This window comes from Arsukibacterium sp. UBA3155 (assembly GCA_002364615.1).
GTDB lineage: Bacteria > Pseudomonadota > Gammaproteobacteria > Enterobacterales > Alteromonadaceae > Alishewanella.
On record DEYP01000011.1, the window covers coordinates 20513 to 44706 of the forward strand.

General features: G+C 49.0%; 19 protein-coding genes. 8 read left to right on the forward strand and 11 right to left on the reverse strand.

Features of this window, described 5'->3' with window-relative positions; translation table 11 throughout:
• Positions 1 to 954, reverse strand: a complete 954-nt coding sequence (rluC, locus tag B2X65_RS03235; protein WP_290610635.1) for a 23S rRNA pseudouridine(955/2504/2580) synthase RluC — start codon at positions 952 to 954, stop codon at positions 1 to 3.
• A gap of 482 nt (positions 955 to 1436) precedes the next feature.
• Between rluC and rne the strand changes: the two genes are divergently transcribed.
• Positions 1437 to 4760, forward strand: a complete 3324-nt coding sequence (gene rne, locus B2X65_RS03240) for a ribonuclease E (protein WP_290610637.1) — start codon at positions 1437 to 1439, stop codon at positions 4758 to 4760.
• A gap of 73 nt (positions 4761 to 4833) precedes the next feature.
• Here rne and B2X65_RS03245 read toward each other — a convergent pair whose 3' ends face one another.
• Entirely contained in the window at positions 4834 to 5997 is a 1164-nt protein-coding gene (locus B2X65_RS03245) for a DcaP family trimeric outer membrane transporter (RefSeq protein ID WP_290610638.1), read from the reverse strand.
• 231 nt (positions 5998 to 6228) lie between these two features.
• Here B2X65_RS03245 and acs point away from each other — a divergent pair, with 231 nt between their 5' ends.
• Positions 6229 to 8184: an acetate--CoA ligase gene (gene acs / locus B2X65_RS03250; protein ID WP_290610639.1), complete on the forward strand. Its 1956-nt coding sequence runs from the start codon at positions 6229 to 6231 to the stop codon at positions 8182 to 8184.
• Between the two features lie 103 nt (positions 8185 to 8287).
• Positions 8288 to 8962: a LuxR C-terminal-related transcriptional regulator gene (locus tag B2X65_RS03255; RefSeq protein WP_290610641.1), complete on the forward strand. Its 675-nt coding sequence runs from the start codon at positions 8288 to 8290 to the stop codon at positions 8960 to 8962.
• A 30-nt stretch (positions 8963 to 8992) separates the two neighbouring features.
• Here the strand turns inward: B2X65_RS03255 and B2X65_RS03260 are convergent, their stop codons facing one another.
• A complete protein-coding gene (locus B2X65_RS03260) occupies positions 8993 to 12547 on the reverse strand; it encodes a PAS domain-containing hybrid sensor histidine kinase/response regulator (RefSeq protein ID WP_290610643.1) in 3555 nt (1184 codons plus the stop codon).
• Between the two features lie 156 nt (positions 12548 to 12703).
• Here B2X65_RS03260 and B2X65_RS03265 point away from each other — a divergent pair, with 156 nt between their 5' ends.
• The 5 genes from B2X65_RS03265 to B2X65_RS03285 all read left to right on the forward strand — a co-directional run bounded on the left by B2X65_RS03265 (position 12704) and on the right by B2X65_RS03285 (position 17927).
• Entirely contained in the window at positions 12704 to 12967 is a 264-nt protein-coding gene (locus B2X65_RS03265; protein WP_290610749.1) for a DUF4212 domain-containing protein, read from the forward strand.
• A gap of 5 nt (positions 12968 to 12972) precedes the next feature.
• Complete coding sequence (locus B2X65_RS03270) at positions 12973 to 14754, forward strand: sodium:solute symporter family protein (RefSeq protein ID WP_290610645.1); 1782 nt, start codon at positions 12973 to 12975, stop codon at positions 14752 to 14754.
• A gap of 130 nt (positions 14755 to 14884) precedes the next feature.
• Positions 14885 to 15412: a hypothetical protein gene (locus B2X65_RS03275; RefSeq protein ID WP_290610647.1), complete on the forward strand. Its 528-nt coding sequence runs from the start codon at positions 14885 to 14887 to the stop codon at positions 15410 to 15412.
• A gap of 23 nt (positions 15413 to 15435) precedes the next feature.
• On the forward strand, positions 15436 to 17262 hold the full coding sequence (locus B2X65_RS03280; RefSeq protein ID WP_290610649.1) for a DUF294 nucleotidyltransferase-like domain-containing protein: 1827 nt from the start codon (positions 15436 to 15438) through the stop codon (positions 17260 to 17262).
• Between the two features lie 2 nt (positions 17263 to 17264).
• Positions 17265 to 17927, forward strand: coding sequence for an exonuclease domain-containing protein (locus tag B2X65_RS03285; protein ID WP_290610651.1), 663 nt, complete (start codon positions 17265 to 17267; stop codon positions 17925 to 17927).
• Positions 17928 to 17966: 39 nt separating this feature from the next.
• Here the strand turns inward: B2X65_RS03285 and B2X65_RS03290 are convergent, their stop codons facing one another.
• The 8 genes from B2X65_RS03290 to B2X65_RS03325 form a co-directional block, all read right to left on the reverse strand.
• Positions 17967 to 19613, reverse strand: coding sequence for a PH domain-containing protein (locus B2X65_RS03290; RefSeq protein WP_290610653.1), 1647 nt, complete (start codon positions 19611 to 19613; stop codon positions 17967 to 17969).
• The gene (locus B2X65_RS03295; RefSeq protein WP_290610654.1) at positions 19597 to 20151 is read right to left on the reverse strand and encodes a PH domain-containing protein; all 555 of its coding nucleotides are present in this window, start codon (positions 20149 to 20151) and stop codon (positions 19597 to 19599) included. Before B2X65_RS03295 ends, B2X65_RS03290 begins: the two co-directional genes overlap by 17 nt.
• Positions 20152 to 20155: 4 nt before the next feature.
• Positions 20156 to 20632: a DUF1456 family protein gene (locus tag B2X65_RS03300; RefSeq protein ID WP_290610656.1), complete on the reverse strand. Its 477-nt coding sequence runs from the start codon at positions 20630 to 20632 to the stop codon at positions 20156 to 20158.
• A gap of 74 nt (positions 20633 to 20706) precedes the next feature.
• Positions 20707 to 21264, reverse strand: a complete 558-nt coding sequence (gene efp / locus B2X65_RS03305; RefSeq protein ID WP_290610751.1) for an elongation factor P — start codon at positions 21262 to 21264, stop codon at positions 20707 to 20709.
• 16 nt (positions 21265 to 21280) lie between these two features.
• Complete coding sequence (gene earP, locus B2X65_RS03310) at positions 21281 to 22489, reverse strand: elongation factor P maturation arginine rhamnosyltransferase EarP (RefSeq protein WP_290610657.1); 1209 nt, start codon at positions 22487 to 22489, stop codon at positions 21281 to 21283.
• Positions 22490 to 22509: 20 nt separating this feature from the next.
• Positions 22510 to 22878: a hypothetical protein gene (locus B2X65_RS03315; protein WP_290610658.1), complete on the reverse strand. Its 369-nt coding sequence runs from the start codon at positions 22876 to 22878 to the stop codon at positions 22510 to 22512.
• On the reverse strand, positions 22872 to 23405 hold the full coding sequence (locus tag B2X65_RS03320) for a hypothetical protein (RefSeq protein WP_290610659.1): 534 nt from the start codon (positions 23403 to 23405) through the stop codon (positions 22872 to 22874). The genes B2X65_RS03315 and B2X65_RS03320 overlap by 7 nt, the downstream gene beginning before the upstream one ends.
• Positions 23406 to 23424: 19 nt before the next feature.
• Positions 23425 to 24048, reverse strand: coding sequence for a LysE family translocator (locus B2X65_RS03325; RefSeq protein ID WP_290610661.1), 624 nt, complete (start codon positions 24046 to 24048; stop codon positions 23425 to 23427).
• Positions 24049 to 24194 lie beyond the last annotated feature (146 nt).

Sequence of the window (24194 nt, forward strand, 5' to 3'; positions counted from 1 at the left end):
TTACTTTCTCGTTAATCTGCTCATGGCGCTTTCCAGCTGCACATCAAGTGGCGCTTCAATCCGCATGGTGGTTAAACTGTTCGGGTGGGTAAAACTCAGGCTTTTGGCGTGCAGAAATAAGCGGTTCAGCCCCAGTTGCTGCATCTGACTACTAAAGGCGTTGTCGCCGTATTTATCATCACAGGCAATAGGATGTCCCTTGCAGGCAGTATGGACCCGTATTTGATGGGTACGACCGGTAACCGGAAATGCCTCCACCAGGGTGCCTTCCTGATAGCGTTGTAAAATTCTGAAACGGGTTTCTGATGGTTTACCATTAACCTCGTCAACTTTAACCACACGCTCTCCTGATTGCAGAGTATTTTTACGCAGTGGATCAGTGACTTTACGCACCTTATTATCCCAGTCACCGCTGACCAGTGCCCAGTATTTTTTCTCAACGGTTTTATCGCGAAGCTGGGCATGCAAGTGCGTCAGTACCGAGCGTTTTTTAGCAATCAGTAAACATCCTGAGGTATCGCGGTCAAGCCGGTGCACCAGTTCCAGCAGTTTTGCCTGTGGCCGCAATGCACGCATCGCTTCAATGACCCCGAACTGCAAACCACTGCCGCCATGCACGGCCATGCCCGATGGCTTGTTCAACACAATCAGGTCATTGTCTTCAAATAAGATATGGCTTTCCAGTTCGCTGACCAGACTTAACTTTACGGACACTCTATCCGGCTCAGCGGCAACCGTTAACGGCGGCACCCGGACGATATCGGCCTGCTGTAGCTTATACTCAGGTTTGACGCGTTTTTTATTAACTCGTACCTCACCTTTTCGCAAAACCCGGTAAATAACACTTTTGGGCACCCCCCTAAGGCGTGCCAGCAAAAAATTGTCTATTCGCTGACCGATAAAATCATCTTCGATTTCAATCATTTGTATCGGTAATTTGATTTCATCTGCCATGTGTTTTAAATACTCTGCTAAAATTACTTTTAAGTTGCTATCCGGTGCATATTAGTGGGATAATCACCCGGCTAATTATGCCAAAATGTGGCAATTAGGGCGCTCAAAGTGACATAAGAGAAATTGTGCGGCACCGTCAGGGGATGTGATCATACCGAAATCGTGGTGAAAACCAACGTTTTTATAGCCCCGGCGTTTAAATAAGCCATTTGCCTGAGGTGATGTTGCGTAATCTGTTACCAATAACGGCAAAACACAATTTCCAGTTACCTGAGCAACAAGAATAATTTGCTATAACGCAACGCCGAACGGCGGTGTGTTTCAGATTCAAACGAAAACAGATAACTATACTGTAAATAGTGACAATTTGGTTCCCTCAGGTATCCCAGTCGGGAGATTGCATTAATTGATGCCTGATAACATCTGAACACCCAGGTGCCCAGTAAGGTTGCGTTGTGGCTGCATAACAGAGTCACCCAACAATGAAAAGAATGTTAATAAATGCCACGCAGGAAGAAGAAATCCGCGTTGCTTTGGTCGATGGCCAAAAACTGTATGACCTGGACATAGAAAGCCCGGGCCATGAACAAAAAAAAGCGAATATTTACAAAGGCAAAATTACCCGGGTTGAACCCAGTCTGGAAGCTGCATTTGTTGATTACGGTGCTGACCGCCATGGTTTTTTACCGTTAAAAGAAATTTCCCGCGAGTATTTCCCTAAAGGTTATAGCTTTGATGGCCGCCCCAATATTAAAGAGGTGGTTAAAGAAGGCCAGGAAGTTATTATTCAGATTGATAAAGAAGAACGTGGCCAGAAAGGGGCGGCGTTAACGACCTTTATTAGTCTGGCAGGTTCTTACCTGGTATTAATGCCGAACAATCCTCGGGCTGGCGGCATCTCCCGCAGAATAGAAGGTGATGAACGTCAGGATCTGAAAGACTCACTGGGTCAGTTGGAAATGCCTGATGGCATGGGATTAATTGTCCGTACTGCCGGCGTAGGTAAATCGTATGAAGAGCTGGATTACGATTTAAAAGCGCTGTTAAAGCATTGGTCAGCGATCACCGAAGAAGCCGCTAAACGCCCTTCACCATTTCTTATTCACCAGGAAAGCAACGTGGTTTTTCGCGCTATCCGCGATTATCTGCGCCGCGACGTTGGTGAGATACTAATCGACAACCCGAAAATCTTTGAAGAAGCCAAAGTTTATATTCAGCAATTCCGGCCAGACTTTGCCCATCGGGTAAAAATGTATGACGGCGAAGTACCGCTGTTTATGCATTACCAGATTGAAACCCAGATAGAAACCGCATTTCGCCGCGAAGTGCGCTTACCATCAGGTGGCTCTATTGTTATCGACGGCACCGAAGCGCTTACTGCAATTGATATCAACTCGTCAAAGGCAACTAAAGGCGGTGATATTGAAGAAACGGCATTTAATACTAATTTAGAAGCGGCAGATGAAATTGCCCGTCAGTTACGCTTGCGCGATTTAGGTGGTTTAATTGTTATCGACTTTATCGATATGACGCCGGTACGGCATCAGCGTGAAGTGGAAAACCGCTTAAAAGATGCAGTTAAGCACGACCGCGCCCGGGTACAGATTGGCCGGATCTCCCGCTTCGGCTTACTGGAAATGTCACGTCAGCGCTTACGCCCATCACTGGGTGAATCTGCCGGTCATGTTTGCCCCCGCTGTCATGGCCGCGGCACCATTCGTGGTACGGAAAGCTCTGCTCTATCCATTTTGCGTTTAATCGAAGAAGAAGCGATTAAAGACAATACCAGTCAGATCCATGCTCAGGTCCCGATATCGGTTGCTACCTATTTAATGAATGAGAAACGGGAATCAGTGCGTCGGATTGAAAAACGCAATGGTATTCAGATCTTCATTATTCCTAATGAGCATCTGGAAACACCGAACTACGAAGTATCGCGCATCCGGATTGATGAAGAGCTTGATGACGTAAGCTATAACATGGTTAAAGCACCTGAAGTTATCAGCAAGCCTTACCAACCTGCTGTTGAAGTGGTAAAAGAAAAGCCAGCAGTGTCGGCAATTAATATTGCCCAGTCAGCCCCTGCCCGCACCGCGCCTGCGCCAGCATCGGGTATTCCGGTGGCAGAGCCGAAACCTGATTTATTCAGCAAACTGAGTAAGTGGTTTAAAGGGTTAATTACCGGTAGCGAACCTAAAACCGAACACAGCAAAACACCGAGCCAGCAGCATACTGCCCGTAAAGAAGATGTCAGAACCAGCCGCAACAACCGCGATGGCGCGCGGGATGCTGGTCGGGATAATAATCGTGATTCTGGTCGTGATACCGGTCGTGATAGTAGCCGTGCTGATGGTAAAAATGACAATAATCGTCGTCGCAATAACAAGCGCCGTCGCCCTGATCAGGCTGACCGTGCTGTGGATAAAGACGAAACCGTTACTAACACTGCTGCACCGGTAAAACAGGAACGTGCCCCACGCCCTGCGCAGGAACGTACCCGTCAGCCAGACGCTCGGAAGCCACAAGCTGAACGTGCTGAAGTAACCGCAGCTGAAAACGCTGATGAGCCGAAAGAGCGCAGTGTTGCAGCAGAGCGCCGGCAACGTCGTAATGTGCGTAAATCAGTTCGGCTGAATCAACCTGCTGAAACGACAGCGGTTACCTCTGCAGCACCAGCTGAAACAGCAGTGGCAACGGAGCAAAGCACTGTAACGGCAGCAACAACGGTTGAAGATGCTAAAACAACTGCTACTGAACACCAGACTTCAGTGGTAAGTGCTACTCAAGCAGACGATGGTACTAAAGACAACGGTACTAAAGACGCAGCAACAGCAACGACGGCCAGTTCAGCTGAGCAAGCCGTAACGGCTAGTGCTGACAGCGATACAAGCACTGTCGAGCCTGCAGCACACGATACCGCTGAGCAGGAAGAAGCTGAAAGTGCTGAACCTCGCAGCCGCAATCGTCGCTCACCCCGGCATTTACGTGCTGCTGGTCAGAAACGCAAGAAAGATCAGCAGGAACTCGCTGCAGGCACGGAAGCAACCGCCGCAGAAAGCCAGGACATTGCAGCTGATACCCCGGCTGATGTTGAAGCGACTGCAGCTGTTGCAGCAACGCCAGAAGCGCCGGCAGCAGTTACAAAAGATGACGCAGCTTCCGCTGATGTTAAAGCGTCCGATGATGTTGATGCATCGGCTGCTACGCCAGCTGATGCTGTGGCACAAGCTACAACCGCAGAGGTTGCAGCAACCGGTGATAGCAAACCTAAAGCTGCGACTAAAGCCAGAGCCAAACCTGGCAGGCCACGTGGCAAACGTAAAACAGCTGAAACCACCGCAGACTCTGCGTTAGAAACAGCAGATAAAGACAACGTAGAAAACGCGCCAAAAGCACAATCTGCTGCGCCAGAGGCCAAACAGAAAGCTGACACTCCAGCACAATCTGAACTAAACCTGGCGCCAGTGGAAGCGACTGCGACAACCTCAGCCGTGGCTGCGGTTGCTACAGAACCAAAGACAGAGCCAAAAGCGGAACCTAAAGCTGCTGCGCCTAAAGCATTGGCAACTAAAGCTGCGCCAGCAAAATCTGGCAGCCGGTTTGGTAATATGGTTGTTGCCGATATGGCTAAGCCTGTTTCCAGCGCTCCTGAGTCAGCCTCGGTCAGTACTAGTGATGATGCAGCGAAGCCAGCAACTCCGGTTGCGGAGCGTCCTGCGGTCAGCAGTTCAAACCGGCCAGCCGGCTCTGCTTTTGCCAGACAGGCCGTTACTGCGCCCATGACTAAGCCAGAAAAAGCAGAATAGAAAAAGCCCCCTTAGTTGGGGGCCTTTTACTGCACACTGTTAAGAAAAACCAGCTTAATCGCTGGTTTTTTTATTAAAAATCGTACTTGGCACTAAACTGCAGACGATTCATATCGCCTTCTAAACCCGACTCTACCTCGCGGTTAGCAAATTTGTATTCAATACCGAACATCAGCTTTTTCGCTGCCTGGTAAATCAGGTTGGTGGTCCAGCTGCTGGTGGTTTTAGTCACGCCGGCGCCGGTCAACGCAATGTCGTTATCCACACTTAATATGGAATACACCAGATTACTGCGCCACTGACTATTCCAGTTGTGGCGGTAGGCAATAGCAAACGCGCTGGAATCAATCGCTTCAAGCTCGTTGCCTGCATCGAGCACACCGCCATTAGCCGTATTTAAACCGATATAACGGCCCACACCCGAACCTGTTGTCGCTGTGATCCGAATATCATTATTATTGGCCAGCATAATTTTAGCGGTCGCACTTAAACCAAATGCGGAGGTCGTGGTGTCAATAGTGGCGGTCTCATAAGCGAGTTGGCGCAATAAAGCCGATACCGACCAGTTACCCCACTCAGTTTTCTGGCCGTATTTAAACACCAGATCAGGGGTGGCATTGTCATCCGTGGTAATGCGACCGCCACCACCAAAAGGCGTTACCGTGGTTTCAGGGTTCTCGATAGCGACTTGAAAATTACCACTGGTATAACGAATTTGTGCCTGACGGGCAAACGGCATTGCATCCGTATTGCCGATAAAATCCAGGGTGTCCGGCAAAGCACTTAAGTCCATAAAGGTGGACCAGGTCTGGCCAAATAACCAGCCATCATAGGTGATAAAAGCCTGCCTTAACCGTGGCGAATAACTGTTGGTAATTCGCTCATCCCCACCTGCGGTTGCCAGAAAGTCCAGCTCAATATGGCCACCCAGTGTTTTACCATTTTCCAGCTGAGTGCTGGTTTTAAAGAAGAAACGCGACTGACGAGCATGAAAATCAAAGGTGCCACCTTCATTAGCACCACCGACCGGGGTCAGACTTGGAATGTAAAAATCGCGACCAATCCCGGTTGCTATCTGGCCATCGGAGCTGTCGGTATACATCGCATCAAGTTTAACGTAGCCACCGAAGGTAACATCGGTATCACCAATATTAAAACCATTCGCCTGCACGCTACCCGCTGACAACGCCAGGATAATGGCTGTAGTCAGGGTGCTTAGGGTGTTTCTTTGTCTCATCTGAAGTTCTCCATCTTTATTATTGTAATAACATCTGGTTTGCGTTATTTGGATTTAGACGGTACAACTTTGGGTGACAGTCTGTAACTTCGCAATTAGCCTTTAGTCGCAGTTAGCGCAATAACCAATGCTTGGCTAGACTATGGTCTAATTTCATTTACCGCCTCATTTCGTTAGAAAGTAAGTTGTTATAAATTATTGTATAAATACTGCAGATCCACAGGGGAAACTATGTCACATCCAAGCCTTTATCCGGTAAGTGCCAAGGCCAAGGCCAACACCCATATTACCGATGACATTTATCAGGAAATGTACCGTCAGTCGGTTGAGCAACCTGAGCAGTTCTGGGCTGAGCAAGGTAAACGACTGGATTGGATCACGCCCTACAGCAAGATAAAAGACACCAGTTTTGAACTCGGTAAAGTAAAAGTAAACTGGTACAGCGACGGCACCTTGAATGCCAGTTATAACTGTTTAGACCGTCACCTGGCTGACAGAGCCGATCAGGTTGCATTTTACTGGGAAGGCGACGAGCCTGGCGTACAGAAGACAGTAACCTATCAGCAACTTTACGATCAGGTGTGCGCACTGGCAAATGGCATGAAAGCGCTGGGAATTAATAAAGGTGATCGGGTAACAATATATTTGCCGATGATCCCGGAAGCGGCCATCGCGTTATTAGCCTGCGCCCGCATTGGCGCGGTACACTCGGTGGTGTTTGCGGGGTTTTCACCCGATGCGCTGGGCAGCCGGGTCATTGATTGTGATTCAAAGTTGGTCATTACTTCTGATCAGGCGCTGCGCGGTAACCGCGCGACCCATTTAAAAGATAATACCGATGCGGCACTGGCCCACCTGGGCAATGACAGCCCGGTACAGCATGTTATCGTGGTAAAACACGTCGGCAAAAATATCGATTTTCACCCCAACCGGGATGTCTGGTACCACGAGCTGGTTGCCAGCCAAAGCAAAGTTTGTGAGCCAGAGCCGATGAACGCCGAAGATCCGCTGTTTATTCTTTACACGTCAGGTTCTACCGGCAAGCCAAAGGGCGTATTACATACCACCGGCGGCTATCTGGTGTATGCAGCGATGACCCATCAGTATGTCTTTGATTATCACGACGGTGACATTTATTGGTGTGCGGCGGATGTTGGCTGGGTTACCGGCCACAGTTACATTATTTATGGTCCCTTAGCCAATGGTGCCAGCAGTGTAATGTTCGAAGGGGTGCCAACCTACCCCAGTGTGAAACGCATAGCGCAAATTGTTGATAAATATCAGGTCAATATTCTGTACACCGCCCCTACCGCAATCCGGGCGCTAATGGCCCATGGCGACAGTCCGGTTGAAGGCGCTAACTTAAGTTCGCTGAAAATTCTCGGTAGCGTCGGCGAGCCAATAAACCCGGAAGCCTGGAACTGGTATTACGAAAAAGTGGGTAGCAGTAACTGCCCTATCGTTGATACCTGGTGGCAAACCGAAACCGGCGGCATTTTAATTACACCACTACCTGGTGCAACGGCACTGAAACCGGGTTCTGCCACCCGACCGTTTTTTGGGGTAAAACCGGCAATTCTTGATAACGAAGGCAAACCACTTGACGGTGTCGGCGCAGGTAACCTGGTGATCCTGGACAGTTGGCCCGGCCAGATGCGTACCTTGTATGGCGATCATGATCGTTTTGAGCAAACCTATTTCAGTACTTATGCCGGAGTGTATTTTACCGGTGATGGCGCCAGACGGGACGAAGATGGCTACTACTGGCTCACCGGCCGGGTAGACGATGTGTTGAATATTTCCGGCCATCGGCTGGGTACCGCTGAGATTGAAAGCTGCCTGGTAGCGCATGAGGCAATAGCCGAAGCGGCGGTAGTCGGTTATCCGCACCCGATTAAAGGTCAGGGAATTTATGTGTATGTTACGCCACGGGTTGGCGTTGAACCGAGCGATGATCTGACGAAAGCCATCCGGGCCTGGGTGCGGGAAGAAATTTCTCCTATTGCCACGCCAGATCTGGTGCAATGGGCGCCAGCAGGTTTACCAAAAACCCGATCAGGCAAGATTATGCGGCGTATCCTGCGCAAAATTGCTGCCAACGAGCATGATCAGTTAGGTGATATTTCGACTCTGGCTGATCCATCAGTAGTTGAAATTTTAGTAAATAACCGTTTAAATCGATCGTAGGGCAAAATCAGCGTACACTCAACGTTGTTTCAGTTGCAGCAAAAAAGGCCGCTATTGCGGCCTTTATAATAATTACAATTCTGGATCTTACCGGAGAATTTATATGGCAAAGCTTATTGTTGCAGACGACCATCCGTTATTTCGTAATGCGCTGATTAACGCGATAAGCAGTACCTTTGTCACAAAGGCGACCATCGAGACAGACAGTTTCGACAGTACCTGCATTGCCTTAGAGCAACATCCAGATACCGATCTGCTGCTGCTGGATTTACATATGCCCGGTAATTGCGGTTTTCTGGGGTTAATTCAGTTACGTAAAAATTATCCAAGCTTACCCATTGTGGTTATTTCTGCCAGTGAAGAGTTAGATGTTATTCGCCGGGTTATTGCTTTTGGTGCCTCAGCTTATATTCCCAAGTCTGCCAACCCTGTTGATATTAGCACCGCCCTTAATGCGGTACTGGCCGGTGAGCTCTGGGTACCGGCGCATTTGCAAAAAACAGTGTTTGAACAACAAAGTGCCGGCGAAGATTTAGACTTAGCGGCTAAAGTGGCACAGCTTACCCAGCAACAATATAAAGTACTGTATTACCTGACCGAAGGCTGGCTGAATAAACAAATTGCTTATGACTTGCATATTTCAGAAGCCACGGTTAAAGCCCATATTACCGCCATTTTTCGCAAACTGGGTTGTACCAATCGCACCCAGGTTGTGATTCAGGCACAGCGGCTAACTCTGGAGCCACCGGTAGACCGGGCAATGGCGCAGCAGCACTGAGTCCACGTTCATTACCTCTGTCTGAATAGATCAGGGTGTCTGTCTGGCACGCTTGAGCATTTTAAAATGATTCAGACTGGCTCTGAGTGCCCCGGGCTTAATCGGCTTTGCCAGATACATCAATCCAGCGGCTTTTGCCTGAGCTGCTAAATCTGCCTGGGGTGATGCCGACACCAGAATTCCGCCAACCTCGCCCCAGTACGCTTTAATTTGCTGATACACCTCCAGACCATTGGCGTGCTGTCCCAGCTGATAATCTATTAACATCACATCCGGTGGCGGCGCATGGCTGGCATAATCCAGTAGCTCAGCTTCGTCATAAAAACAGCTTACCGTTGCAATTTGCCATTGCTCCAGCAATATTTTTAAAGCCGCCAGATTTGCCACATCATCATCAATGCAGACAACGGTTAACCCAGGTAAAGGTCGCTGCGCGTGCTGACCCGGCAACGGTAACAGGGTACGTTGGCGCTGTTCAGTCAGCGGCAAACTTATGCTAAACAGCGTACCCTTGCCCGGCCAGGAGCGAACGTGCAACGGGTGCCCCAATAACTTTGCCATGCGGTGGACCACACCTAACCCCAGGCCAACACCCTGCTGGCCTTTGGCTGTCGCATCGATCCGGTAAAAATCTTCAAAAATACGTTCTAAATCATGCGGCGCAATACCCGGACCGGTATCCCAAACCTGCACCACCACCTTGTCGGCCCGCTTTCTACAGCCAACTAAAATTCGCCCTTTTGCCGTGTACTTCAGTGCATTTGACAGCATATTTTGTAGAATTCGTCGCAAATATGTGGTGTCTGTTAACACATATTGCTCCGTTTTGCGCACGGTCAACCCCAGGCCTTTCTGACTGGCAATTAAACTGTATTCATCTGCCAACTGTGACAGCAACTCTTGCAAAGCCACCGGCTGCACATCCGGCTTTAACTTACCATCATCAAGCTTAGCAATTTCCAGCAAGGTTGAGATTAACTCTTCTGAAGCTTTTAACGAGTTATCAAGCTGGCTTAAAATAAGCTGTTGTTGCTCTTTCTCCCGGGCGCCACTGAGCGCCGCAGTAAACAACCTGGCTGCGTTCAGCGGTTGCAGAATATCGTGACTGGCCAGTGCCAGAAAGCGGGTTTTAGACGCGTTAGCTGCTTCAGCTTCGGCTTTAGCCTGCAGCAATTGTAATTCGGTTTCCCGGCGTCTCCCCACTTCGGCCAGCAGTTCGTGATTAATATCGGAGATGGTCTGCGTGCGCTCCTGCACCCTGTCTTCCAGGTGTTGCTTAGCTTCAGCCAAAGCCTGCACCGCTTTAACATGCTCAGAAATATCGGTAAAACTGGTAACGAAGCCACCGCCGGGAATAGGGTTACCGCGCATTTCAATCACCCGGCCATCAGGCCTGACCCGCTGGAATACATGAGCAGTGCCTTTTTGCATATGGGCAATCCGTTTTTCAACATGCTCATCCGGATTGCCGGCGCCACAAAGCCCCCGCTCAGCATTTAACCGGACAATATCTGCCACCGGCCGGCCTACCCGAACCATGCCCTCAGGGTAGCTGAACATTTCAAGGTAAGCTTTGTTCCAGGCCACCAGCTTAAGATCCCGGTCGACCACACTGACCCCCTGGCTTAAGTGCTCAAGGGTGGAGAACAATATTTTGCGTGAGAATTGAATAGCCTGAGTGGTATCGTCAAACAGGGTGACCACATCTTCGAAGCCGAGCTGGCGCCCTTCCAGTACCGCGTTTACCATAGCCGAAGCTGATGACGCGCCGATAACCCCGGATAACTCGCGTTCAACATGCTCGACCAGGCCCACACTTGGCAGATCATCCAGTTGCAGGCTGAGTTTATGCTTACGGCCAAATTCTGCCAGACACTCAATAGCCCGGTTGCTGCCGACAAACCTTTCCAGCAATATTTTTAAATCGGCATTATGAATACGGATCCGCCGTGCCGGTGTATCCTGATGATCGATGGGTAAGTTGGGTTTTACAAACGCCACAGCTTGCAAACGGTCTTGCAGATTGACATTAGTGAGCAGCGAAACAATCACATAGGCCAGAATATTAAAGCCCAGCGACAATAATACGCCATGGCTCAGGCCATCGAGGCTGATGCCAAACATGCCGGTAGGCGACAACCAGGTTACGCCGAATAACCCCTGCTGCATAATATCGCTGTTAATGACGCCGGCATTAACCAGTTGCGGTAACATCAGGGTGTAAAACCACAGCACCAGCCCAAGACTCAGGCCGGCATAAACCCCCCACGCATTGCCACGACGCCAGTACAGACCGCCCAGAACTGCCGGTGCCAGTTGAATAGCCAGGGCAAACGCCAGCAAACCGGTTTCGGCCAGTTCGTAATTGCGGGCAAATACCTGATAGTAAAAATACGATAAGCCCATCACCAGCAGGATCATCGCCCGACGCACCAGAATAATCAGTAAACTGTAGTCATGGGGTATGCTTTTGCGCCGACTGGAGTGCAGTAAGCTGGGCATTACCACGTCGTTACTGATCATGGTACTGAGCGCCAGTGTGGCGATAATGATCATGGAGGTGCCGGCGGAAAAGCCGCCAATAAAAACCAGTGCACTTAAACTGTTCCAGCCTGACTGAGCCGGGATCAGCAACACGAAACTATCAGCCTGTTGCGCCATACCAGGAAACATTTGCATGCCAGCAACGGCCAATGGCACCACCACCAGAGTAACCAGCAGCAGATAACCGGAAAACCAACGCCTGGCATGACGTAAATGATGGTGCGAGACATTTTCAACAAAGGCGACGTGGAATTGCCGGGGTAACAAAAAAACAGCAGCCATCGCCAGAATGGTTTTGGTAATAAACTCAATAACGCCTGAGGTACTATGCTGGGCCTGCTGACTGGCAGCATGTTCGGCGAAGGCTCGCAGTACATTCTGATCCTTGTCCAGAATAAACACATACACCGCAATGGCCAGGGTGAGCAACGCAAACAGTTTAACCACCGATTCAAAGGCAATGGCGACCATAACGCCGCGATTCTGTTCAGTTAAATGTAATTTTCGGGTGCCGAATAAAATAGCAAAAAAAGCCATAGCGATGGCGCTGAGTAAAGCACTGTCCTGATACCAGTGGCTTACTGTGGCGCTAAAGTCGCCTCCCAGCAGTACCTGGTAAGAACTTGCCACGGCTTTTAATTGCAGTGAAATATACGGCACCACCACAATCAGGCAAATAATGGCCGCGAACATGGCAATATTTTTGCGCTTGCCGTAACGGGCAGAGATAAAGTCGGCAATCGAAGTCACATTTTGTTTTTTTGACACATACAAAAGTTTGAATAAAAACGGCTGGCCAAAAATAAACAGCAATACAGGCCCCAGATAAATAGGAATATAATCCCAGCCTCGGGTGACCGCAGTGCCTACTGCGCCATAATAAGTCCAGGAGGTGCAATACACTGCCAGAGCCAGGCTATAAATAAGCCCGCCATACTTTCGTATAACCCGGTCATCGGCATGACGCTCGCCCCAGTTGGCAACCCAGAACAAACCCCCGACATAAATCAGCGCCAGTAAGGCGACAGTCCATGCTGTCACAGCATTCTCCTTCGTATTTTATAGCGCTACTTTGGGCTGCAATAACCCTTGCTGTCAATCTCTGGCTGCCAGGCTTCGACTAAAGTCGGGCTGGCGCCACCGGTAACTGCTGCTAGATTAACAATGCTCGATAAAAATAACTAAAGGAGAAATATGATGGCGGACCATAAAAGTAACGCCCAGGCATACTGGCAAGCGAATCTTCGCTTGATCATTATCAGCCTGGCGATATGGGCGTTGGTGTCCTATGGCTTTGGCATTTTGCTGCGGCCAATGTTAGCAGGTATCCCGGTTGGAGGCACAGACCTGGGTTTTTGGTTTGCGCAGCAGGGTTCAATTTTAACGTTTATCGTTTTGATCTTTTTCTATGCCTGGAGAATGAACAAACTCGATAAAGAATTCGGCGTGGACGAGGAGTAAGCAGGATGAGTCAATTTGCAATAAACCTGATATTTGTCGGCGGCTCCTTCGCCCTCTATATCGCAATCGCAATCTGGGCCCGTGCCGGCACCACCAAAGAGTTCTATGTCGCTGGTGGCGGCGTACACCCGGTTATGAACGGTATGGCGACCGCCGCCGACTGGATGTCAGCAGCGTCATTTATTTCAATGGCCGGCTTAATTGCCGTGGGTGGCTATGCCAATTCAACATTTTTAATGGGTTGGACCGGCGGCTATGTATTGCTGGCGATGTTACTGGCCCCTTATTTACGTAAGTTTGGCAAATTTACCGTACCCGATTTTATCGGTGATCGCTTTTACAGCACCGGAGCCCGTCTGGTTGCAGTAGCCTGTTTAATTATTGCCTCGGTTACCTATGTTATCGGCCAGATGACCGGTGCCGGTGTGGCATTTTCACGCTTCCTTGAGGTCAGCAGTGACATGGGGCTGATTATCGCCGCGGTGATTGTCTTCCTTTACGCTGTTATGGGTGGGATGAAAGGCATTACTTACACTCAGGTAGCGCAGTATGTGGTGTTAATTATTGCCTATACCATTCCTGCGGTATTTATCTCCTTGCAGCTGACCGACACCTTTTTACCGCCACTAGGTTTATTTTCTGAACACACCGAGTCAGGAATGCCACTGCTGGCGAAGCTTGATCAGGTGGTTAGTGAACTGGGTTTCAGAGACTATACTGCTGATGTAGATAACAAACTGAACATGGTGCTGTTTACCCTATCACTGATGATTGGTACCGCTGGCTTACCGCACGTTATTATCCGTTTTTTCACCGTGCCTAAAGTTGCCGATGCCCGCTGGTCTGCCGGCTGGGCCCTGGTATTTATTGCCTTGCTGTATTTAACAGCACCTGCTGTTGCTTCAATGGCACGGTTAAATCTGATGAATACCATATATCCTTCAGGTCCGACCGCCGATGCCATTCAGTACGCTGAAAGGCCAGACTGGATGAAGACCTGGGAAACTACCGGTTTAATTAAGTTTGATGATAAAAATGCGGATGGTCGTATTCAGTTGTATAACGAAACGCCCGCCTTCGCAGCAACCGCCACAGAGCGAGGCTGGAACGGCAACGAATTAGTGGTTAATAATGACATTCTGGTGCTGGCCAACCCTGAAATTGCCAACTTACCAAGCTGGGTTATCGGTTTAATTGCCGCGGGTGGTTTAGCAGCGGCACTGTCAACTGCTGCCGGTTTGCTACTGGCAATATCCTCAGCGATTAGTCATGACTTAATTAAAGGCTCTATTAAACCGGATATCAGTGAAAAAGGAGAATTACTGGCTGCGCGGATTTCCATGGGCGTGGCGATTGTGGTGGCTACCTGGCTGGGGATGAACCCGCCTGGCTTCGCAGCACAAACGGTAGCGCTTGCCTTTGGTATCGCTGCAGCGTCTATTTTCCCGGCGCTAATGATGGGGATCTTCTCTAAGCGGGTAAATAATGTCGGTGCTATTGCCGGTATGCTGGCCGGTTTAATCTCAACCTGTGTTTATATCTTTTTGTACCTGGGTTGGTTCTTTATTCCCGGCACTGCAACCTTTGAGAATATTCCACAAAACTGGTTGTTTGGCGGCACAGGCTACGGTATCTCTCCCCTGTCATTCGGCGCGGTGGGTGCCATGATAAACTTTGCGGTCGCGTTCATTGTGTCAGCCCTGACTGCACCGCCACCGGTGCGTATTCAGGAACTGGTCGAGAGCGTTCGTTTCCCGCGGGGCGCTGGTCAGGCAACAGACCATTAAGCTATATCCACTAAGCTATAGTAAATAGCCAGTGGCAACATAAGCAGCTGTTATCTGCGACATGTTAAGGTAATAGCGGGCTTTCAGTTGAAAGCCCGCCTTTTTAAAAATCTTTTAGCAGGAAGACGTTATGTTGTGGGAATTGATTGCAACCCTTGTTGCCGGTTTAGGTGCCGCAGGCATTGCCCTGGCCATCCGTTTTATTAGTCGTAAAAAAGCGCCACGCTGGCTTATCCCTGTGTTTGCCGGGCTGGGTATGCTAAGTTTTCAGGTGCAAAGTGAATATAACTGGTATTCACATCAGGCTGGTTTGTTGCCAGAGGGCTTGGAAGTAGTGCGCACCGTTGAACAACAAACATTCTGGCGTCCATGGAGCTACCTGTACCCGCAAACCTTACGCTTTATTGCCGCAGATATTGCCAATGCGGCCCCTAATCAGCGAAACGAAGCAATCTGGCTGGTCGATCTGTATTTCTTTGAACGGCGGCTTTCGGCAAAAAAAGTGGTGCAGGTTGTTCATTGTCAGCAACATGCCAGAGCAGATTTTACGACACAATTAGCCATTCCGGCCCCCGGTGAGGCCATAAGCGCTGACTGGTATCAGCTGGAGCAAAATGATCCCTTACTCCTGGCGTTATGCCAACGTCAGAAAGTGTAATGTATTTGATGGTCTGAGGTTTTATGGAAGTCGCTGAAGTTTCAAACTTTTTAGCTGAGACAACCCCATTTGACCAGCTTGATGCTGGCCAGCTGACCAGTCTGGCCAGTAATATCAGCGTTTATTACTGTCAGAATGGTGAAACGGTGCAACTGAGTACCGAGCGCTTAATGATTGTTCGTACCGGTATCTTTGCGCTGTACAGCGACCAACAGACGCTGTTAACCAAGCTGGAACAAGGTGACTTTTATGGCTATCAGTTACTGTTAACCGGGCTTAACGACAACGACAATCTGGTATGTGAAGAAGATGGCCTGGTGTACTGGTTAGCTGCAGATGCCTTTCATCAATTACGTTATCAATATAAAAATATCGACATTTTCTTTCAACGTTTATTCAGCCGGCGCTTGCACCAATATAAAGATCAGCAGCAGAACTCCCGGTTCACCCTTAAAGTCAGTGATATTGTCCAGGCCCGCAAGATTGCCATTGGCGCAGCCCAAAGCGTCCAGCAAGCTGCAGCGTTAATGACCCAAAAGCGGGTTTCCTCCTTGCTGGTGGAGCAAGACGAAAAACTGATTGGCATTATCACAGATCGCGATTTGCGCAGCCGGGTGCTGGCAGCGGGGTTAGCGGCAGACACCCCGGTTCAGCAGGTAATGACGGCCAAACCGCATACCATAGACAAACATGCCTACCTGTTTGAAGCGGTGCAACTGATGAGCCGGCATAACGTACACCACTTGCCGGTGCTGGATAAACAGCAAAGCTACTCGATGCTTACCGCCACCGATATTATTCGCTCGCAGCAAGATCATCCGGTGTATCTTATTGGCGAAATTCATCGCCAGATGAGTGTCGATGGCCTGGAACACTGTGCCAGTCAGATCAGCAGCCTTGCCATTACCATGGGTAAACAACAGGTGCCGGCGCATGAGGCCGGGCATATTATCACCACCATTACCGATGCACTGACCCAACGTTTAATTGCGCTGGCGCAGATAGAGCTTGGCCCGCCGCCCTGTGTGTTTAGCTGGCTGGCGTTTGGCTCTCAAGGCCGGATGGATCAAAGCTTAAACGCCGATCAGGACAATGCGTTATTACTGGAGAAAGAGCCGGTGGCTGAGATAGGCGTTTATTTTGCCGCTCTGGCTGACTTTGTCTGTCAGGGTTTGGCACGCTGCGGTATTATTTTATGCCCGGGCAATATTATGGCCTCTAACAGTGCGCTGCGTTTAAGCCTAAAAGGCTGGTCGGGACAATTTGCCAAATGGGTCAGCACCCCAACGCCCGAGGCGCTACTTAAATCCAGTATCTTTTTTGACTTGCGGGTTATCGAAGGCAGCAGAGGTTTATTTAATGCCCTGCAACAGGATATTCTGGCAAAAACCAGCGACAACCCGCTATTTTTATATCATTTAGCCCAAACCACGCTGCAACGCAGTGCTCCGCTCAGTTTTCTGAGAAATTTTATTCTGGAACACGACGGCAAACAAAAAAAAGGACTGGATCTGAAAAAACGCGGTATCAGTTTAATCACCGATATTGTCAGAGTGTATGCGCTGTCGGCCGGGATCAGTGAAATTAATACCCGCCAGCGGCTGGTCCAGCTGGCCAATGCTGGAGTGCTGGATAACAAAGACACCCAGAATTTATCTGATGCCTTCGATGTCCTGGCGCAACTTCGCTGGGACAAACATCAGCATGACCTGATCCAGGGCCACGATGTCAGTAATTTACTCGACCCCAATGTACTATCTGGCTTGCAGCGCCATCAGCTCAAAGACAGCCTCACGGTAATTAATGATGCCCAGTCGTCGCTTAAACAGCGTTTTTGCCGGGATTTATAACGATGCTCAGCTGGCTTGCCAATAGAACCACGCCGCTCAGTCATATTGTGCAGGAGTTTAATCAGTCGGCTGCGCCTGGTGGCGCTGTCAGAGCAGCTGATTGCCCCTTTTTAGTCATTGATTTAGAGCTGACCGGTTTAAATGCCAAACAGGATCATATTGTCAGCGTGGGCTGGGTGCCGGTTCGACAGTATGAAGTTGTACTGAATGACGCCAGGCATTATCTGGTTCACAGTCCGGTTGGTGTTGGCCAGAGTGCGATATATCACGGCCTGCATGACAAAGATTTTACCGGGGCACGGGATCTGACCGAGGTATTAACCGAGTTACTGCAGGCATATGCCGGCTATGTTTTTGTGGCGCATCACTGTCAGCTGGATTTACGTTTTCTGGAAGTTGCCTGTCAGCGGATCTTTGGCAAAGCCGCAAAATTCAGTTTTATCGACACGCTGAATATTGAGCTGTACCGGTTGCATAAACAGGGCATTGTAATGAAGCAAGACGCTTTACGCCTGCACCACTGTTTAACGCGGCATAAATTGCCACAAAGTGGCCAGCACCATGCCTTGGCAGATGCCTACAGTTGTGCCTTACTGCTGTTAAGCCAGCTTAAGCATAGCCATCCGGATATTACGCTGGCGGATTTACAACTTCAAAGCCGCTAATATGCATTGCTGTGGTCACAACACTGATGTTATGGAGACTTACATCCAGGCTTTTTTGCTACGCTGCATCTGCAACAGGCCCTGCTCCAGTAATGCCCTGCCATCAGCCTCTTTAACAAAGGGAATTTCCAGCGCGCCAGAAGCCGTGATCAGCTTAATAGTGCATAGCCCTGGCCGGCGCATCAGCCAACTTTGTTTGTACTGTACCTGCTGCAATTTATATTTGGCGAAACAGTAGTAGTCCACCCCAAAGTAACCGCGACGAAGATAATAATAAGTATCATCCTGCGCATAACCATAGCGATACCAGCGCATCACAATCAGTAGCGCCCAGAATGCCAGGGGTATTACGCTAAGTGCAGCCAGTTGCGGCTGTTGTTGCAGCCACAGCGATACCGGACCAATAATTGCTGCAGGTAGCCAGAACAAAACGACATTGCGCCAGATAAAACGCCGGCTAATGCTATTGAAGTCAATACTACTCAGTTGATTATCAGGGTAAGCATTGCTTAATAAGGCGCTCGCCTCACCCGGGGTGACTGAAGGCACCATAATTTTTTGTTCAGTGGCGAATTGTTGCTGACCATTAATTTGCTCGAAACTCAGGTTGACCCTGCCCAGCAGCATATCAAGCCAATCACGCTTCATAGCAACCCGTTGCAATCTTGATAGCCGCATGCTCACTTCATGCCGGGTAAGCAAGCCACTGCGCCGGATATAGTTGTCCTGCTTTTTATGCAGGGTATAGCCATAGAATGACAGTACCGAACCGAATACTGAAAACAACGTCAGCAGTAACATAATAAACATGGTAAGTGACAACGCGTACAAGCCAATGACCATCCAGGATTGCTGAGCAGGATCAAATAAGGCAGGTAAATCAATACCCACCTGCAATAAAAAGCCAAGTATCTGATCTGCAAGCTGGTTATAAAACGGGGCAGCCAGGCCTAAAAACAGCCAGATCCGATTATTGCTGATGCCATGAATAATTAAATCGCGCACACTGCGCTGATTCAATAGCTGTTCTGTTTCTGCAACAACGGCGGGCTTTGTGTCATCACTGTTGTCACTGTCAGCGGGTTTTGCAACGGTCGCGGTTAACTCATGAACTACCAGAATATGTTTTTTTAGTGTTTCAGCAAACGGTCGGCTCAGCGCAACCAGCCTGGCTTCCTGTTGCACCGAGCCCGCAGTGTCCAGCTGCAAACAAACATAATCTGCCGGCCGGTAGAAAATCGGTTGCTCCAGTTTAATATTCTGGATCCGGTTAAACGGCAAATTCAGATACTTTTTACTGATAACACCAGAGCGGATCTCTACCGTACCGGCCGAAAGCCGGTATTGGAAGTAATAAAACTTAAGGATGGCCGAAACGACAATAAGCAGCAATAACCCACTGAGCAGGCCAGCAGCAAAACCAGGGTTATCTTTAATCCGGTTAAACAGCAGAATAAAAGGCGGAATAAGATAAACAAACTGACCAATAAAAAACCGCAGCACAGCCACCGCAAAATACAAAATGGCAATGGGTGACACCCGCTGCCATTGTCCCTGACCGTCTGCGTGTTCCAGCTCGGATATGCCAGACACTTTTTCTGGAAGATGTTCAGACATTTCTTCAGGCATTTGTTCAGTTCTGGGTTCCGACGGGATCGCTACCCCCGGCTCATTGCTGTTGTTCATCTTGCAATGCATCCTTATGCTGCAATACGAACTGACGAATTTGCTGTGCCTGCTCTAAATGCAGCCCAGGGATCTCAAAGGTGTGCATAGCGCCACCAGCACTGAACAGTTGTAAACGAGCCAGTGCCGTTTTGCGTTCCAGCGGCCCTTGTTTAAGTTCAATATGCTGGATCCTGACAACGGGCTGCGTGATCATTTTCTGAAAAAAAATACCTGATTTATAACTAATATCATGTTCGCGCAGCGCAAACAGCTTATGTTTGTCACTCTGCCAGCAATACAGTGCCCGCAGCAAACCCAGAAAGGGAATTACCCAGAGGCCATGAAACACGGTATCGGACAAGTCGACTGGCAATGGCCACCAGGGTTGCAGGTAACAGCACAGCAGCACGAACCACAGAACGGTGAAGAACACCGCATTTACGCCCTGTCGCAGCAGCCGGTAGCGTCTGGCTACGCTCTCCAACTGCACAGCATGCAGTGGAGTCAGTTGCTCAGTGCTCAGTTGCAGATTGCTGAAGCTGTCGCCGCCTTGCATACCGTTACTCCTGCGCTTGAGTATCAGGGCGGAACTTCAGTTGCAAGCCTTTAATAAAGTTGCGCAGCACCTGGTCCTGACATACCCGGAAATGTTTATGGTCGGCCCGACGGAAAAATGCGCTTAACTCCGGCTTACTTAATCTGAAATCAGCCAGTGCCATCACGGCCATAATATCGTCGTCTTTAAAATCCAACGCAATTTTAAGCTTTCGGAAAATAATATTATTGTTCATCCGCTGCTCTGGCTCAGGCTGTGGCCCTTCTTTACGGCCACGCTTATGAACAATAAGACCATTTAAAAACCGGGCAAGATCGACATCAGCCATGGCGCCAAAGTCGCTTTCATCATCTTTACTTATCCAGCCAATCATTTGTTCACGGCTTGGGGTCTGGCCGCCAAGTGCCATAATTTCGCTCATGGTGTTGTTGTTGTATTCGAAGGCATACCGCAAGCGGCGTAACACGTCATTATTGGTCACAATGCAATCCTGTTATAGGCTATAAAACAACAAAAGGCGCAGAACGCGCCCTTTGTTATTGTTCACGTGCGAAATTACTTCGCGCGGCTACGGTATTCATCGGTACGGGTGTCAATTTCGATTTTGTCACCAATTTCGACAAACGCCGGTACCATCAATTCAAAACCGGTATCCAGTTTAGCGGGCTTCATTACTTTACCAGAGGTATCGCCTTTCGCAGCCGGTTCGGTGTAAACCACTTCACGTACCACAACGGTAGGTAAATCTACAGAAATAGCACGCTCGTTGTAGAATACCACTGAACACTCCATACCATCGGTCAGGTATTTCAGCGCTTCAGTCATGTTTTCGGCTTCAATTTCATACTGGTTGTACTCAGAATCCATAAATACATACATGGGATCAGAGAAATAAGAGTAAGTAACTTCTTTAGTTTCCAGCAGAACCTGCTCAAACTTGTCATCAGCACGGTAAACCGTTTCCATGCCCTGAGCGTTAAGCAGGTTTTTCATTTTCATTTTAACCACGGCAGAGTTACGGCCGGATTTATTAAATTCGGCTTTCAAAATTACCATCGGTTCAGTGCCAACCATAATTACCTGGCCAGCGCGCAGTTCTTGGGCTGTTTTCATCATTATTGAAATATCTTCATTGTTGGGAAAAATTGGGCGTTATTATAAATTTTTTTTTGGCAAAGTGCACGAGGTTGCTGGCAAGATCTCCATTTGCCAGCAATTGTTGGCGCCATTGCTGATTATAATCGGTAATTTCTCTGAGCAGCGGATAGAATTGCTGCCAACTGTTGGTTAAATTGCGATCAATATTCCAGTCCAGATACCACTGCTGCACCGGCGCGGCAAGGCCAGCTGGCATTTGCCGGCAGTAGTGATCAAGAAAGGCCTGCAGCTTTAGCAGATGAGCATTTTCCTGCTGCCGGTAAATTTGCCATACAAAAGGCTTACCCGCCCAGTGCGCCCGGATAATCGAGTCCTCACCCCTGACAAAATTAACATCGCAAGCTGCCAGCAATAAATCATAATCGGGCTGTGCCAGAAAAGAGAAAACCTTTATATGCAGATTATCCAATTGCACAATATCGCCAGTTAACAACCCCGGACAGTCGGGGTACTGCGCAGCAAGCGCATTAGCAAGATCGCCTTGCGGAATAACGCACAATACCTTAGCGGGATGCTGCTGCCATTGCTGTATAAGCTCAGAAATATGGGCATGGCTGTAAGCAAACATCGACACTTTTAACTGATAATCAGTATGTTTAATGGCTAGTTTTTGCCAGAATGCGGTTTGGTCCTGCTTTGATTCAATAAAAGTGGCAAGTTGCTGGGCCAGGCCCTGCTCATACAGCAGGCCGCCGGTAAGTTTGGTAAAGCCCGGGAAGAAAAAATATTTATTCACGGCCAGCGCTGCTTGTGGCGAACTCAGGCCATGACAACCTTCTACCCAGGGTTCAGCCGATAAATATTCCAGATTTATCCAAAGCGGTGCAGGTTGCTGACTTGCCATTTGCTGCTTATATGCCGCAGGAATAGTGCAGGCTAATGCTTCTATTACCACAGCGGCGGCGGGTAACTGCTGCCAGTTAACGACAGATTCTTGCGCAGCCGGCCAATAGCATACCTCGACCCCCAACACCGACTGAGTAACGCATTTGGGATTAATTTGCGGGCAAATGCGTTGAAAACTAGCTAAATCATCTACCCAGAGCTGCACTTTCAGGCCATGCTCAGCCACGAGCTGGCGACTGATGCGCCAACAAATACCAATATCACCGAAATTATCCACTACCGAGCAGAAGATACGCCATATTCCGTTATAAACGGATTGATTTGAATGTTGCAACAATCGCCCTGCCAACTGGTTTAAGAAAGTAATGGCACCATTATACCCAGTGCGATACGCAGAAACAGCCATACAATAAGCAGAAATAGCACGCTAACCAGGCAGCCAAGCAGATATCGGCCAGCATAACGCAGGCGGTTTAGCAGCCGGCTCCAGAAATCGGTGGCAGGGCCATCTGTAGCCGGCTCCGCAAACAGTAAGGTTAGCAGCATGACATTAAGCGAAAACGCGAAACAAACCGTTGCGGTCAACTGCCAGCGCTGGCTTAGTGCCACCGGCGCCAGCAACAATAAATAACCGAGCCACACCAGACTAGCCAGCGCCAGCAGTAACCATAACGGTTGTAATGGTTTAAGTTTACGGGCCAGAGCATGATAAAAATTTAGCATTGTTGCTCCTCTTGCTGACGTAGCGCAGCCGGATAAAGCGGCAGTATACCCGACTCTCCTGCCATATCGCCCACCAGCCAGATTTGCTTAAACGGGTGAGACTTAGGCATACATAATTTATCGCAGTGTGACAGCATGTCCTCCCGAGTCCATAATGGATTAGCATTGCGGATCACCAGCCAGACATTGTCGCTCTGATAATGCTTCTGTGCCTTACTGCTGATAATCCGGTTCAGGGCAGTCAGCAAGCGATGCTCTGGTGGCGTTCGCAGCAGCGCCATCAGCTCACGATGCGTTTCTGCGCTAATTGCCCTGCCCAGAATATGCATGGCTTCTACTTCGCTGCCATACAGGTGGGCAATTTCTAAATCCAGCTTAGTGTTTTCGTAGTAGCAGGACACATCGGGTCTGGCGGGTTCATTGTGCCAGATATGGCGCATCTTAATGCCAAAGCGCTGCTGATACCGGCGCATAAAAATCCGGGCGGCCTCATGCTCCAGTTTTATTTTCTCTTCAGACCCGTTCATTACCGTTACCTTAACAGCCTTAACTTGCCGCTGTGAAGTAATAGCGCCAGATTTGTGCAATAACCGGCAACACAGAAAGCAATAATATGGATCCCATAAAGATATTAAAAATTCGCTGAAACAGCGGCTTTGTTAGCACTTTGCGCAAACCGGCACCAAATACCAGCCAAACGCCAACGCATGGAAACGCCATCATTAAAAATGCCAGGGTAATCATGGCTACCTGCCACCAGTAAACGCCAGAGACTGACGTGAACGCGGCGACGGCACCTGAGGCCATCACCCAGGCCTTACCGTTAACCCATTGAAACAACGCAGCTTGCACAAAAGTAAATGGCTTACTTTTGCCAGTGGCAATAGTTTCAGGTCTGGCACTGGCAATACGCCAGGCAAGCCAGATTAAGTATAAGGTACCGGCGATTTTGATTAACTGGTGCAACTGCGGATAGCGGTCAAATATCACACCAAAGCCTAAACCGACCAAAAGCACCATCAGCGGGAAGCCAAAACAAATTCCCAGCCAGTGAGGCACGCTTTGTTTGATGCCGTAATTTACTCCGGATGACATTATCATCACATTATTAGGACCAGGAGTAATAGTGGTGGAAAATGCAAAAAAAAGTACTGCCAGAAATAACTCCATATATAGCCTCAGTTTAGCGATTCGGCGTCTGTGCTTATGATATCAGACTCAGCGCGGCAATAACCCAGTTTATCAAGGATAAGTTTGCAGGAAAAAATCGTTAAATATCAAGCTAGACCAGCCGCAACCGTAGAGGGAGAACCTTT